Below are 14,071 nucleotides of genomic sequence, written 5' to 3'. Positions count from 1 at the left end.
TTCTATCAATTGACTTCGCAAAATAGGGAGCTTCTGACAAATTTAAAGTCGTCTGGTGACCTAAGCTCAGGGAATATATTTAGATTGTTAGAAAACGAATACTCACACCAAGTTAATCTTTTAGGTGCTTTGGGATCGATCGCTAAGTTCATCGCATGACGCGGCATATTGATCACTAACTCAATTGCCTCCGATGCTGGGCAAACATTCCACTGAACTAGATTGTTGACAGCATGAATCAGGGGCAGCGTCGTACCTGAAAGCGTGCCGTCGGGTAATCTTGCTGTTCCATTTTTAATCGTAATTTGACGATCGTCCCAAGGATAAGTGCCGTCGGGTAAACCGAGGGGGGCAAGGGCATCACTGACCAGAAAAATTTGTTTTTTCATCCGATAAAGTAGTTTGATCATTTCGGGTGAAACATGAACGCCATCAGCGATTAATCCGCACCAAACCCGATCGCTTAGTATTGCTTCACCCAATAAACTGACATCGCGATGATGTAGGCTAGGCATGGCATTAAAGGCATGGGTGACCATTGTTGCCCCTTTGGTGATCGCTATTCGCGTTTGCTCAGCATTTGCAGTGGAGTGACCTAAACTGACGATGATATGGCGATCGCGTAAATATTGAATCGTTTCCCCTGATGGATCGAGTTCGGGCGCGAGGGTGACAAGTTTAATGATGTCGGTGTAATCACCTAATATCTGCCGTAATGTATCGAGATTAAGCGGTAATAGATGTTGTTGTGGATGTGCGCCACGTTTGTCGGGATGCAGAAAGGGTCCTTCAAGATGAATACCTAAAATTTTGGCTTCTTGAGGATCGAGATTTTGCTTTTGATGGGCGATCGCTTCGGCTAGGAAAAATAGCGATCGATTGAACTGCTCAAGGTCGGCAGTAACAAGGGTAGGTAAAAATCCATCGAGTCCCTGTTGATATAGAAACCGACAAATTTCTGATAACTTTGCTGCGCGCTCGGGATTTAAATCATTGAAGGGAATTCCCAATGCTCCATTAATTTGGAGATCAATTGCTCCTTGGGTAGAACAGATAATTTCACGTAAACCTGTCATGATTTCTAGCGATCGCTAACTATGGTTGGGGAATGTTATAAATTTAATTTTCATTGAATTTATGGGCTGAGCTATGATGATCATCAATATCACTCCAAGCAATCTAATTCTAAGCTTATGACAGTTCAACTGCTTACGCAAAACCAGAATAAGTTGGCGAATAAGTTCCTATTGACGACCCAGCAATATCACCTCATGCATGAAGCTGGCATATTTCAAGAGGGCGATCGCCTCGAATTAATTAATGGAGAAATTCAAACTATGTCCCCAATTGGCAGAAAACACGCTACTTGTGTCGCTCGACTGAATGCAATTTTTACTAATCGCCTTTTTGGTAAAGCTATAATCTGGCCGCAAAATTCAATTCGCTTGGTTAATAACTCTGAGCCACAGCCAGATCTAGCCATCTTGAAATTTCGTGATGATTTTTATGAAGAGGGATTACCAACAGAAGATGACATTTTGCTGATTATCGAGGTTGCGGATAGCTCCATTGATTACGATCGCGATATCAAAGCACCTTTATATGCGGCGGCGGGGATTCCTGAGATGTGGTTGTTTGATGTGAATAAAAAAGTGATCGAGGGATATTCGCAACCATCGGTAAATGGATATAAATTAATCAGGCGCTACGATGAGAGTGATAATCTTTCAATTCTTGCTTTTCCTGATGTGACTTTCAATTGGAATGAACTATTTTAAATAGTAATTTTTTGCTCCTGAGGGGAAGTAGAGGAAATGGCAAAATTAAGAGAAAGTTTTTTTAATTAATCATCAGAGATGCCATGATCAACTTTTTCCTGATCGAATTGCTAAATGAGCAAGCTTGCTATAGATAGTTGTTAAAGATATTACATCCGCATGGTTGGCGATAATAAACCCGTTATTGCAACTTATCCAAAGCTGATTTGGCGACTTTTTGGGCGGCTTTTTGGATACGACCGACAGTTTTTGTGACCTGTTTTTCGAGCTTCTGTTCCACATTTTCTAGGGCTTCATTAACTGATTCCACTGCCCAGCTATCCAGTTCCTCTAGCCGATCGCGTACCACATCAACTTGCTTATCAACGGTCTTATGAGCTTTGGATAGATTCTTTTTATATTGCTGTTGAGCGACATCAGCGACCGTATGGAGAGTCTTTTCGATCTGATGTTTAATGTCTTTTTTGGGCATTGCCATAACTCCTAAGTGGGTCGTAAGTGGGTCACTGCAAAAACATTAGTTTTAACTATAATACTAGGGCGATCGCTACTATTGCAGTACTTTACATTCCAGAACAATGACTCAAGATACGGCTCAAGATTTTTATAATCAAGGATTAGCCAAAACTAAGGCGGGCGATCGCTATGGGGCAGTCCAATTATTTAGCAACGCGATCGCCACTAATGCTGAATTTGCTGAAGCCTATTATCAACGTGGATTAATTCTTTTTGATTTAGGCGATCGCCAAGGGGCGATTAATGATTATGAACAGGCGCTAAAAATCAAGCCTGATTTTCTGGATGTCTATATTGCGCGGAGCATGACAAAGTTAGCGATCGCTGATATTGTCGCCGCTCAAGCGGATATTGCTCAAGCCCTTGAGATTAATCCCAAATCAGCGATCACCCATCAATTATTAGGTTTGACCTATAAACAACAAAATCAAATTGAAAAGGCGATCGCGACTTATAAAAAAGCTGCCAGTTTATTTTTAGAACTACGAGATGAGGAGAATTGCCGCCGTTGCATCGAAAGCTATAAGTCTCTTGAGGCTTTATTACCACCATCAACGGAGCAAATTTTAGCGAATGTGCGTCAAAAAATTGATCAGAGCGAATATACCAATGCTTTGATTGATCTCAATTGGTTATTACAGATCGAACCGCAAAATGCGCGAGCCTTTTGTCTGCGCGGATTAGTTTTGGGTAAATTAGGCGATATCACAGGTGCGATGAAAGATCTCAATCAAGCCCAATTTCTAGAACCGCACAATCCTGAAATTCGTATCGGCAGAGGCAAAATTCGGGTCGAAATTGGTGATGCACAAGGAGCGATCGCTGAGTTTAATGATTTGTTGCGCGAATATCCTAGCAATAGTGCAATTTATCGCGATCGCGCCCAAGCCTATCTCAAGCTTAAGGACTATCGCACTGCCATTGAAGATTTTTCGCGATCGCTAGCCATCGACAATCAAAACCCTCAACTATATTGCGATCGCGCCGAAGCGAGGTATGACTTTGGCGATCTTAAAGGGGCGATCGATGATTACCAGCAAGCAGCAAATATTTGGTTTAAGCAATCAGTCACAGATAGATATAGTTATGCCCTTAATCGTATTAATCTCTGGCAATCGGAACTAGAAAAGCAAACTAAAGATGCAAAGCGCCAACAGGACAAGGCGGCGGCAACCGTTGATTTAATGCAAATGCCTAGCCTTGAATTGCAACAAAGGTTATTAGCTTTAGTTGGTGGCAATATGGCGATCGCCCAACGTTTGATCGATATTGCTAAGCAAGATCATCCCAATATGCCCGAAGTTTGGTATTGGCAAAAAGTGATCTTCGACTTGGAAAGCGATCGGCAATAGTATCACCCCATAAAGTTGCGCCGCTTCGCACCGCAACTTTATGCTTTAAGAAAGTGGCATATATTCCTGAATTAAAGTGCGCTGGCTGACTCGCTCCCCTTCTGCCAATAGGCGATCGCCTGCTTCCTTCAAGGTTTTCAAATCAAAGCTCGGTGGACGAAATTCAGGGATTGCCTCAGTACTATTCACCAAACGTAACGACAAGCGCTCTAAGCCAATCTCATAGACAAACTTGCGTACCTGCTCATCATAAAGACTCGATCGCAATGAGCTAAAGAAATCAATCGAGCGATCGGGAAACATATCCACAAGGCGCTCAATCTCCCATTGTGGAATCCCATCAGGCGCAAAAATGCCGCTTACAATCCCAATGCGATCGGCGCGATCGGGTTGCCAATAAAACTTGTCCATCCGACCATCACGCACCAAAGGCGCATACAAAGTCGAAAAGTCATTCCCCGTCACAATGATTGGCACACGCCGAATCGGATTACTGTCATAACTTCCGGGAAGCTGCACATTGGTAGGATTATCCGCAATATTCATTAACGTCGCATTAACTAGCTGCGTATTTACCGTATATTGCGTAGTGCTATCAACCCGTCCCGCCCCTGCATCAATATCATTAATCAACAAAGCGCACATTTTCCCACGCACTTTCACCAGTTCCGCCGCCTCACGATAGCGCATTCTAATCAATCGAGCAGGATCGCCAGCGTCAGGGCTTTCTAACTCACCACCCGACATTCGGATGGGATCAATCCCTAATTTCTCAAACGCTAACTCACACTGAAAAGATTTACCTTCACCTTTACCGCCATGAATACCCAAAATCAAAGGCACTGTCACATTAGGTAATTTCATGAAATTCTTAGCCAAATGGACAACAAGTTTATCCAAAAAGCGCGGTGAAATGTAATAAGACATACAGATTAATTTTTACAACTAATAAAAATCTACATGATCGTGTTACCTAATAAAAATCTAAAGAGGGTCGCGTAGTGACCCTCTTTAGATAAAAATAAAAAAGCCCGCCTAGGCGGGCTTTTTTATTTACTTCTTATCTTTAGAATTAGAGATAACCTTGGGAGGCTCGCGGAAGAAGATTGCGAAGAAGAACAAACCAATCAAACAAGCGAAAATAAAAGTATAGGTGAGAGCTTCCATTGGATCTTATGCCTCTTTAACACGAGTAGTTTTGTCGCCAACTTTTTGGAATGCGCCCCACTCAACTTGCTCTTCGCTGAGTTCTGGGTCAACCCCAGCAAACACATCGCGGAACAAAGTACGAGCGCCATGCCAAATGTGACCAAAGAAGAAGAACAGTGCAAATACTGCATGACCAAAGGTGAACCAACCACGAGGGCTAGTACGGAATACACCGTCAGAATTATTCTTTTCTTGATCGAATTCAAAGATTTCGCCTAGCTGAGCTTGACGAGCATACTTCTTAACGCTAGGTGCATCGCTGAAAGTCTTACCATTCAACTGACCACCAGCAAAGGCGACAGTTACACCAGTTTGCTCAACACTGTACTTAGATTCAGCACGACGGAAAGGAATGTCTGCTCTAACAACACCATCTTGGTCTTGGAGAACGACGGGGAATGTTTCAAAGAAGTTAGGTAAGCGGCGCACGCTTAGCTCACGACCTTCTCTGTCTTTGAAAATAGGATGTCCTTGCCAACCTTGAGCAATACCATCACCATTATTCATCGGACCTACACGGAACAATCCACCTTTAGCAGGGCTGTTACCAACGTAGTCATAGAAAGCAAGTTTGTCGGGGATCGTTGCCCAAGCATCTTGCTCACTCAAACCAGAATTAACACCAGCTTGAACGCGGCGAGAAATTTCTTGTTGGAATGAACTGCTGTCCCACTGATAGCGGGTAGGACCAAATAACTCGATGGGAGTAGCAGCCGAACCGTACCACATAGTTCCTGCAACTACGAAGGCTGCAAAGAATACGGCAGCAATACTGCTAGAGAGTACAGTTTCAATGTTACCCATGCGAAGGGCTTTGTAAAGCCGCTCAGGTGGACGGACGGTCAAGTGGAAAAGCCCAGCGATGATGCCCACAATACCTGCGGCAATGTGGTGAGCCACAATACCACCAGCGTTAAAGGGGTTAAAGCCATTGGGACCCCATTCAGGAGCGACAGGTGCTACGTGACCAGTCAAGCCATAGGCATCAGAGACCCACATGCCAGGACCAAAAAGCCCTGTTTGGTGGAATGCACCGAAACCGAAGCAAAGTAAACCAGATAGGAAGAGATGAATACCGAACATCTTAGGTAAGTCTAAGGCAGGCTCACCTGTGCGAGGATCTCTGAATAGCTCTAGATCCCAGTTGACCCAGTGCCAAATAGCAGCAAGGAAAAGTAAACCAGAGAGTACGATGTGTGCAAGTGCAACACCTTCAAAAGACCAGAAACCGGGGTCAGCAACTTGCTCACCAGTAATTGTCCAACCACCCCAAGAATTGGTAATCCCAAGACGGGTCATAAAAGGCATGACATACATACCTTGTCGCCACATGGGGTTGAGGACGGGGTCACTGGGGTCAAAAATTGCTAGCTCATAAAGTGCCATCGAGCCTGCCCACCCTGCTACGAGAGCAGTGTGCATCAGGTGCGTGGCAATCAGTCTTCCTGGATCGTTCAGGAGAACTGTATGCACTCGATACCAGGGTAATCCCATTGCAAATGTTCCTTAATCTATGTAGTGAATAAGATCTTAACGATTCTTTATTTTAATTTATGATAATTGATCCTGAATTATGGCGCTACTCAAATACTTAAATACCTAGACTCATATATCTATACCCCAATGATTTAGAGAAAGTAGATGAGTTTAAGGAAATGAAAACGAGTAGATACCTTACTCAGAATTGTCAAACCAGAGTGATTATTTTATTCGTAACATCATAATAAACTATTCCTTCCGATTGATTGCGATAAAACCTAAAAAGTAAGGACAGCTCAAAGCCCTGCTCTTATTTTTTAGGTTTTATCGCAGCACAAGTTTTACTTAAGAACTAAAGCCCAAATAAATGAGGCTCGAAAAGCTTCATTTATTTGGGCTTTAGCCTTAGCGACAGCTATAAATCCTCGTTGGTAGGTGCGATCGCATAATTTCGACGACTAAATCCGCAGAGAAATGATCGCTACTTGTTTTTTTACCAAGCATAGGCGGAAGAAATAGGTTAGGATGTAAAGCCTTCCAGAAATATTCGACAAATTTAGTTGTTTCTGCGTCATTCATTCCCGATTTGCCAGATTGTATTAGCTTATGCTCTGCCTCAAGCCGCCATTGCAAACTGTAGGTATAGTCTTCTGGGATCAATACTATTAAGCTATGGAGATAGTCCCATAGAGGTAAGTAGTCGTAAAGCCTAGCGTTACATGCAAGGGCAAAGTCGCGATCGCTTTCAGTCAAAATTGGGGGGATAAACTTTTCAAAAGCCGCAATTGACAGAGGACGCATCCCCACAAACCAACCTTCAAATAGGATTACATCTGCACCGTCGGAAATTTCTGGCTCGATGCGATCGCCTGCACCATTATGTAAAGACTTATCAAAACGGGGAATCGCGATTTTTTGAGGATTATCGGGGTGGCGATCGCGTAATTGTTGGAAGACCTGAATCCCCAAATCCACATCATGGGTGCTAGGTGGACCCCGCCAAATTAGATCGGGGCGATGCAATTGTAATTTTTGGCGATCGGCGTAGGTTTTATACAAATCATCCAAGGAGATACTTAAAAATGTTTTGCCTAAATATTTCAACAGGATATTAAGAACAATACCTAAGGTCGTTTTCCCCGTGCCTTGTCCACCTAATAAACCTTGGATTAAAGGTCGTCCCAACTTTTGCTGCTGCTGATCAAGGTGGATAGCTAAAGGCAGCCAGTAGTACCACAGGGTTGGGAATATATCGGAAGAGAGATCTATGCTGATATTTTGCTGGGCAAGGGTGCGCGATAATTCTGGGTAAACAAGCTTTAGTAGATGTGATCTCCGCTTAATAATTGTGATAATTTCTTCAGAATGACTAACATAAAAATCCTGTTTATCCAATACCTGAAAGCGTTCAGAGCTTATTAACAAATCTTGGATTAGATACTCATAATCTGTATTGGATACAAAACTACCTTGAATAATTAGTTCAATAATTCTTATGAGTGATTTTTCGGTCATTTCCTTACCCTATAAGCTTCTTACACTATTTAGTGCTTAATTCAGCTATACAGATTACAAATTTACAAAAAGTAAGTTATTAATTAACAATTATTTAACATAGAATAATACGGTGAGTAATTATACGCAGGCTCCTCCACAAAAACTGCTTATAGTTACTGACATCAAAACTAGTTAGTCCATTAAAACAGAACAAACTTACAACTATGAATTTGAAAGCTCTTTTGATCGTTGCAACTCTCGGATTATCTGCTGGTCTAGCTTCTTGCGCTACCGAAACTCCTGCTCCTACTGCTACCCCTGCGGCTACAACTGCTCCTGCTGCAAAGCCTGCTGACACCAAGCCTGCTGCTGATGCGACCAAGGAAAAAGCTAAAGATGCTAAGCCTGACGCAATGGCTAAGCCTGATGCCGCTAAGCCTGACGCTAAGCCCGCTGAAGCTCCTAAGGAGAAAGCGTCTGAAACTAAGCCTGACTCAATGGCTAAGCCTGATGCTGCTAAGCCCGATGCTGCTAAGCCTGACGCAATGGCTAAGCCTGATGCCGCTAAGCCTGACGCTAAGCCCGCTGAAGCTCCTAAGAAGCCTCAATAGTTAGTTGTTAGATCAAAAGTAAAAAAGGGCGATTATCGCCCTTTTTTACTTTCGATGTATAGCTGGTGGCATTCTTGTTAGTAACAAAACCCAAAAAGATAGTTGCGGCGCTTTGTCGCAACTATCTTTTTGGGTTTTGTTTTGTCTTAATGCAAGTGACCACAACTATAAGAAAGTAGGCGCAATTAAATATAAAATCCTCAAGGTTTTAGCTCAAGCCTCAAAGATGAATGGCGACGCGAAACGCCGCCATTCATCTTTGAGGCTTAAGTGTTTTAATACAAGCCACATGAGTTATATATAGTAAAATCCTGTAAACATTTGAAGGATTGGTAATGCGATCGCCTGTAATGCCAACTCAAAACCTAGCTACCAAAATTTTTCATTGGGTTAGCTTAATCAGTCTATTTTTGATGATTACTAGCGGGTTACAGATTTATAACGCTAATCCAGTTTTTGGAGGGCGTGGGGGAATTCATATTCCGCCAATTTTTGGTTTGGGGGGCTGGCTCGCTGGAGGAAGACATTGGCACTTTGCCAGTATGTGGATTTTTTCTTTAAATTTATTGTGGTACGGGATTTATATCTTCGTGACTCGCCGTTGGCAGCATCGCTATATCAGTGCCAAGGATATTAAGGCTTTATTAGTGAGCCAAAATGAAAAGCGCAAAAATTATGCTTGGCATCGATTGGTCTACACAATTTTAATCCCGCTTTTACTGCTATCAATTTTTACGGGAATCGGGATGTATAAGCCTGCTCAGTTTTATTGGATTGTTGATAGCTTTGGTGGTTGGGATGCTCTGCGGATTACCCACTTTATGGCAGTGCCATTGACGATTATTTTAGGTGGTATTCACTCGCAACTGGGGCGCAAGGTGGGAGGCGATCGCTTGTTAGATTCGATGTTTTGGAATGATTAATTTGATAAGGATAATTCAGTAAGCTTTATGTCCCACGAACCTCCACAGAACCAATCTCAAAAAACTCTTGAAAATGAAGATGACGATACCGATATTTTGCCGCGCCGACGGTTTTTAAATTTAGCTGGCGCAGGTTTGCTGACTATTGGTTTTGGCAGTCTTGCCGAAGGGATAGTGGGCGGAGTATCTGAGCCACTAAATCAACAGGTCGAGACTTTAATATTTAAGCCCCACCAACTCGTCCCCGAATTTCCGTTGAGTGCGATTGAGCCAGAAAAACTAATTGTTAATAGTTTTCGCGGGACACCTGCTATTAATCCTGTTTCCTATCGCCTTACTGTTGACGGTAATGTAAATAATCCCCTCAGTCTTAGTCTCCAAGACTTACAAATTCTGCCATTGACATCAATGGTGATTCGTCATGTTTGTGTGGAGGGTTGGGCGGCGATCGTGCAATGGGGCGGCGTGAAACTAAGAGATATTTTGGCGATCGCTCAGCCATCATCTCAAGCGAAATATGCCTATTTTTATTCCGCAGATGGCTATTACGAAAGCTGGGATCTAGATTCGGTAATGCATCCCCAGACTATGATGGCGTATCAAAAAAATGGTCAAGCCTTAACTCCAGAAAATGGCGCACCTTTGCGCCTCGCATCTCCGATTAAGCTGGGCTATAAGCTTAGTAAATGGGTAACTCGGATCGAGCTAACTACCGAGCTAACTTCTAAGCGTGGTTATTGGGAAGATTTGGGCTATGAGTGGTATGCAGGGCTATAGCGCCGAAGTTTTAAAAGATGAGTGGCGGAGCTTTGCGCCGCCACTCATCTTTTAGGCTTTAGTATAATGACTGTTAATAATTGTTACAATTTGTATTATGCTGACTATCAGATAAAAAACAGATTGTGCGGGCTTAATGATTAGCCCAAGAGAAATTTATGCGTTTAATCTTTACTCCTAGTTTTAATCGCTTTCAGGCAATTAACTTTACACAGGCTTGGTCTTTATTCTTGACTGGTTGCCAAAAAGATGACTCATTCGGTAAAAATCCTATGATTGGTAAATACTTAAATGTGGTGATTTTGGGAGCATTAATTGCTCAAGTATTAGAAGCAATTTTACAAGCTTCTTAAACTTCTTGCCATAAAAAAGGAGGCGCTTTGCGCCTCTTTTTTTATGGCGTTAATATACTTGACTCACCAAATCGCTAAGCCCTCACCCGTAGGAGAGGGGAACAAAGCAAAACCCAAGAAACGAGTTGCGGCGCGAAGCGCCGCAACTCGTTTCTTGGGTTTTGCTTCCTAACTTGATTGGCTATAGCTATAAAAAGAGAGTCTACGCTAAGCACAGACTCTCTTTTTAGGATGATAGGTATACTGGAACAGCTTTAGACTGCTTCTAGATCCTTTTCACCAGTACGAATTCGGATAATTCGCTCTACAGGGGATACGAAAATCTTACCATCGCCAATTTCGCCAGTACGGGCGGCAGTGATAACTTTATCTACCACCATATCAACTTGATCATCTTCTACAACAATCTCAATTTTGAGCTTTTGTAGAAATTCAACAGTGTACTCAGAGCCGCGATAGCGCTCTGTTTGTCCTTTTTGACGACCAAAACCACGCACTTCTGATACAGTCATGCCTACTACGCCAGCATTTACCAGAGCAATTTTGACTTCGTCAAGCTTGAATGGACGAATGATTGCTTCAACCTTTTTCAAATTAACTCCTCCACTGATTCTTGAACTTTAATACACTTGAATCGATACCCAAATTTGTAGCCTAACATACTTTTTGGGAATGGTATTTCAATTGGCGCTATTGTTTACGTTGCCAAACCCACCACCGAATTACCAGTTTCTCTAATTCTATCCAGACAAACATCAAAGCGCTAAAACCAAAACAGACGGCTAGTTCTTCGGGTCTGAGTAGCTTTGTACCAAAAAATCTTTGAAATGGCTCAACGTAAATTAGTACCAGTTGTAAAACTGTGGTCATAATTACCGATCCCCAGACATAAAGGTTAGTTCGTGGATCGAGTTCGATCGTTAGCTGTGTGTTTGATCGAATGGCGATCGCATGACCCATTTGTGCTAAACACAGCGTGGTAAATACCATGGTTTCCCAACGCTCTTTGTCATAAATCACGCCGTCAAAGATGTAATTGGCTTCGGTGTAGCCATGCGCCCACACCATTAAGGAGATGGTGATCACGGCTAGGATGATGCCAACTCTGATCATGTATGAACCCATCCCCCTTGCAAAGATATTTTCACGGGGATCAATAGGCGGTCTTTTCATGACATTGGGTTCGGCTGGCTCGACAGCTAGGGCTAGGGCAGGTAAGCCATCGGTGACCAAATTCATCCATAAAATTTGCAGAGGAGCTAAAGGAACTGTAAATCCCATTAAAGGAGCCGCCGCGATCGTGATTACTTCACCGATGTTACTGCCCAGAATATATTTAATAAAACGACGAATATTCGTATAAACGACGCGACCTTCCTCGGTGGCTGCGACAATCGTGGCGAAGTTGTCATCCAGCAAGATCATGTCACTGGCTTCTTTGGAGACATCCGTACCAGTGATCCCCATCGCAATACCAATATCGGCTTGCTTGAGCGCAGGGGCATCATTCACCCCATCGCCTGTCATCGCCACAAATTGATGTTGTCTTTGCAAAGCTTGAACAATCCGTAATTTATGCTCAGGGGAAACACGCGCATAGACATTGACAGAGTTAACTTCATGATCAAGATCTGTCGAATTCATGCGCTCTAGTTCTCGTCCTGTAAGAACGCGATCTCCTGCTTTTCCAATCCCTAAATCTTCAGCGATCGCCTTAGCCGTAAGTTGATGATCACCCGTAATCATGATGGGGCGAATCCCTGCTTCACGACAACGCTTGACCGCTTCCCGCACTTCTGGACGGGGCGCGTCAAACATTCCCACTAAGCCTACCCAAATCAGATTACTTTCATCGTGGATGGTAATGCCATCTTCAGAAAGTTGATCGACGTTGCGATAGGCAAATCCCAAGACCCGCAAGCCGCGAGCCGCAAGCTCATTATTTTGGGCAATAATGTGTTGGTGCTGTTCGTTGGATAGGTCGTGAATTTGATCACCAATCTGAATATGAGTGCAACATTCCAAGGTCATCTCTGGAGAGCCTTTACAAAACAATACATGACCTCCATATTCACCCTGTACTAATACGCTCATGCGTTTGCGTTCTGAGGAGAAAGGCACTTCAAACACACGGGGCATCCGATGTTGCCATTCGGCAGATTCACAGCCGCCTTTACTGGCGAGAACCAGCAAAGCGCCTTCGGTGGGGTCGCCGATAATAATCCATTCGCCATTTTTCTGCTGTAAAATCGCGTCGTTACAGAAGACACAAGCCATCAATAACTGCTGAACTTCAGGAATATTATGGACAGCAAAAGAGGAATCTTCAACGGAATTGCCTAGTACACTAAATTCACCACTGGGTGTGTATCCATCCCCTGTGACTTGGAGAGAATGTAAACCAGTACGGATACCCTGCACCACCATTTTATTTTGGGTGAGCGTTCCTGTTTTGTCGGAACAAATTGTTGTCACTGAGCCAAGGGTTTCGACGGCTGGCAAACGACGAATGAGGGCATTGCGTTTGACCATGCGTTGCGTGCCTAAAGCAAGGGTGACAGTTACCACCGCAGGTAACCCTTCAGGTACGACGGCGACAGCCATACTTAGAGAAGTCTCAAGGAGTTCGCCAAAAGCACTTGTCCCTTCTTTAATCACCCCAACTATGACAACCAGAGCAACCAGAGCCAACGATCCACTGACCAGTACATTTCCTAGCTGGGTCATCCGTTGTTGTAGGGGGGTGTCTTCGCTCTCTACATCTTGCAGGAGAGTAGCGATTTTCCCTAATTCAGTTTGCATTCCGATCTTGGTAACTACGGCTTTAGCACGTCCCTGTACTACCTCCGTTCCTTGATACACGCAATTAAGGCGATCGCCTAAACTAGCATCTTCTTCTAAAATTAGTTTTGCTTCTTTGCTGACGGCTTCTGCTTCGCCTGTTAGTGCCGATTCACGCACTTGCAAGTTCTGTTCTTCAATTAATCGACCATCCGCCGAGATTTGCACCCCTGCCTCCAGCAGCATGATGTCTCCCGGGACAAGTTCTTTGCCATTAATTTCGATAACTTCCCCATTGCGAATTACGCGCACTCTGGGAGAAGACATTCGCTTTAGAGCCGCTAGAGCTTTTTCGGCATTTATCTCTTGCATATAGCCAAGAATGCCATTGAGCAGAACAATGGAAAAAATTGCCACGGCATCTTTAGGAAATGCAGGTTCTGGCTTACTGAGAGCTAGAAAAGCTGAAACTACGGCAACCGCCATCAGCATAATCAGCATGATATTGGTGAACTGATCGATAAAGATTTTTAGGGACGATCGCCCTGCTTTTTCGACTAATTCATTGGCTCCATAGCGTTCAAATCGAACTGCGACTTCTTGATCGCTAATCCCCTGATTACTATCACTTTTGAGCAAACTAAGGGCTGCGTCGGCATCAAGAGTATGCCAATAGGCAGGAGTAGTATCTGGTGACTCTGTTGTCATAGATATATGTTGGTAAACAGCTACCAACATAGTACTAAAAAATAGTACTTGTTGGGCAAAGGGTAACAACTCTCTTGGGACTTTTAG

At 43.5% G+C, this 14,071-nt stretch carries 13 protein-coding genes and 1 pseudogene; 6 read left to right on the top strand and 8 right to left on the bottom strand.

The features are described 5' to 3' along the window. Positions 1–5: 5 nt before the first annotated feature. The gene (gene nagA / locus H6F42_RS08930) at positions 6–1,076 is read right to left on the bottom strand and encodes an N-acetylglucosamine-6-phosphate deacetylase (protein ID WP_190399001.1); all 1,071 of its coding nucleotides are present in this window, start codon (positions 1,074–1,076) and stop codon (positions 6–8) included. A 117-nt stretch (positions 1,077–1,193) separates the two neighbouring features. Here nagA and H6F42_RS08925 point away from each other — a divergent pair, with 117 nt between their 5' ends. Then, complete coding sequence (locus H6F42_RS08925) at positions 1,194–1,778, top strand: Uma2 family endonuclease (RefSeq protein ID WP_190399000.1); 585 nt, start codon at positions 1,194–1,196, stop codon at positions 1,776–1,778. Positions 1,779–1,959: 181 nt separating this feature from the next. Here H6F42_RS08925 and H6F42_RS08920 read toward each other — a convergent pair whose 3' ends face one another. Further along, on the bottom strand, positions 1,960–2,256 hold the full coding sequence (locus H6F42_RS08920; RefSeq protein ID WP_190398999.1) for a hypothetical protein: 297 nt from the start codon (positions 2,254–2,256) through the stop codon (positions 1,960–1,962). 100 nt (positions 2,257–2,356) lie between these two features. On the opposite strand from H6F42_RS08920, the gene H6F42_RS08915 reads away from it, so the two are divergent. Beyond that, on the top strand, positions 2,357–3,646 hold the full coding sequence (locus H6F42_RS08915; protein ID WP_190398998.1) for a tetratricopeptide repeat protein: 1,290 nt from the start codon (positions 2,357–2,359) through the stop codon (positions 3,644–3,646). 87 nt (positions 3,647–3,733) lie between these two features. Here H6F42_RS08915 and H6F42_RS08910 read toward each other — a convergent pair. The 4 genes and pseudogenes from H6F42_RS08910 to H6F42_RS08895 form a co-directional block, all read right to left on the bottom strand. Beyond that, positions 3,734–4,573: pseudogene (locus H6F42_RS08910) on the bottom strand (AAA family ATPase); the annotation flags it as partial. A gap of 126 nt (positions 4,574–4,699) precedes the next feature. After that, positions 4,700–4,813 (bottom strand): photosystem II reaction center protein T, encoded by a 114-nt coding sequence (locus tag H6F42_RS08905; RefSeq protein ID WP_094531873.1) that lies wholly within the window; start codon positions 4,811–4,813, stop codon positions 4,700–4,702. 6 nt (positions 4,814–4,819) lie between these two features. Then, positions 4,820–6,349, bottom strand: coding sequence for a photosystem II chlorophyll-binding protein CP47 (psbB, locus tag H6F42_RS08900; RefSeq protein ID WP_190398996.1), 1,530 nt, complete (start codon positions 6,347–6,349; stop codon positions 4,820–4,822). 390 nt (positions 6,350–6,739) lie between these two features. Continuing rightward, positions 6,740–7,849, bottom strand: a complete 1,110-nt coding sequence (locus H6F42_RS08895; RefSeq protein WP_190398995.1) for a glycerate kinase — start codon at positions 7,847–7,849, stop codon at positions 6,740–6,742. Between the two features lie 224 nt (positions 7,850–8,073). On the opposite strand from H6F42_RS08895, the gene H6F42_RS08890 reads away from it, so the two are divergent. From H6F42_RS08890 to H6F42_RS08875, 4 genes are all read left to right on the top strand, one after another. Further along, complete coding sequence (locus H6F42_RS08890) at positions 8,074–8,442, top strand: hypothetical protein (RefSeq protein WP_190398994.1); 369 nt, start codon at positions 8,074–8,076, stop codon at positions 8,440–8,442. Between the two features lie 335 nt (positions 8,443–8,777). Next, a complete protein-coding gene (locus H6F42_RS08885; protein ID WP_190398993.1) occupies positions 8,778–9,365 on the top strand; it encodes a cytochrome b/b6 domain-containing protein in 588 nt (195 codons plus the stop codon). Positions 9,366–9,392: 27 nt separating this feature from the next. Beyond that, complete coding sequence (locus H6F42_RS08880; protein ID WP_190398992.1) at positions 9,393–10,142, top strand: molybdopterin-dependent oxidoreductase; 750 nt, start codon at positions 9,393–9,395, stop codon at positions 10,140–10,142. 158 nt (positions 10,143–10,300) lie between these two features. Next, on the top strand, positions 10,301–10,495 hold the full coding sequence (locus H6F42_RS08875) for a hypothetical protein (RefSeq protein ID WP_190398991.1): 195 nt from the start codon (positions 10,301–10,303) through the stop codon (positions 10,493–10,495). A gap of 254 nt (positions 10,496–10,749) precedes the next feature. Here H6F42_RS08875 and H6F42_RS08870 read toward each other — a convergent pair whose 3' ends face one another. Then, positions 10,750–11,088: a P-II family nitrogen regulator gene (locus tag H6F42_RS08870; protein ID WP_009627341.1), complete on the bottom strand. Its 339-nt coding sequence runs from the start codon at positions 11,086–11,088 to the stop codon at positions 10,750–10,752. 97 nt (positions 11,089–11,185) lie between these two features. After that, positions 11,186–13,984, bottom strand: coding sequence for a cation-translocating P-type ATPase (locus tag H6F42_RS08865; RefSeq protein WP_190398990.1), 2,799 nt, complete (start codon positions 13,982–13,984; stop codon positions 11,186–11,188). Positions 13,985–14,071 lie beyond the last annotated feature (87 nt).

The sequence above is a fragment of the Pseudanabaena sp. FACHB-1998 genome, from assembly GCF_014696355.1.
GTDB lineage: Bacteria > Cyanobacteriota > Cyanobacteriia > Pseudanabaenales > Pseudanabaenaceae > Pseudanabaena.
Note: the sequence above shows the minus strand (reverse complement) of the source record. Positions and strands in the feature narration are given on the sequence as shown.

Excerpts from the sequence above, each read along its gene's own strand:
- H6F42_RS08865 (WP_190398990.1), bottom strand. The coding sequence starts at position 13,984 with ATGACAACAGAGTCACCAGATACTACTCCTGCCTATTGGCATACTCTT.
- H6F42_RS08895 (WP_190398995.1), bottom strand. The coding sequence starts at position 7,849 with ATGACCGAAAAATCACTCATAAGAATTATTGAACTAATTATTCAAGGT.
- H6F42_RS08875 (WP_190398991.1), top strand. The coding sequence starts at position 10,301 with ATGCGTTTAATCTTTACTCCTAGTTTTAATCGCTTTCAGGCAATTAAC.
- H6F42_RS08920 (WP_190398999.1), bottom strand. The coding sequence starts at position 2,256 with ATGGCAATGCCCAAAAAAGACATTAAACATCAGATCGAAAAGACTCTC.
- H6F42_RS08880 (WP_190398992.1), top strand. The coding sequence starts at position 9,393 with ATGTCCCACGAACCTCCACAGAACCAATCTCAAAAAACTCTTGAAAAT.
- H6F42_RS08905 (WP_094531873.1), bottom strand. The coding sequence starts at position 4,813 with ATGGAAGCTCTCACCTATACTTTTATTTTCGCTTGTTTGATTGGTTTG.
- H6F42_RS08915 (WP_190398998.1), top strand. The coding sequence starts at position 2,357 with ATGACTCAAGATACGGCTCAAGATTTTTATAATCAAGGATTAGCCAAA.
- psbB (WP_190398996.1), bottom strand. The coding sequence starts at position 6,349 with ATGGGATTACCCTGGTATCGAGTGCATACAGTTCTCCTGAACGATCCA.
- H6F42_RS08925 (WP_190399000.1), top strand. The coding sequence starts at position 1,194 with ATGACAGTTCAACTGCTTACGCAAAACCAGAATAAGTTGGCGAATAAG.
- nagA (WP_190399001.1), bottom strand. The coding sequence starts at position 1,076 with ATGACAGGTTTACGTGAAATTATCTGTTCTACCCAAGGAGCAATTGAT.
- H6F42_RS08885 (WP_190398993.1), top strand. The coding sequence starts at position 8,778 with ATGCGATCGCCTGTAATGCCAACTCAAAACCTAGCTACCAAAATTTTT.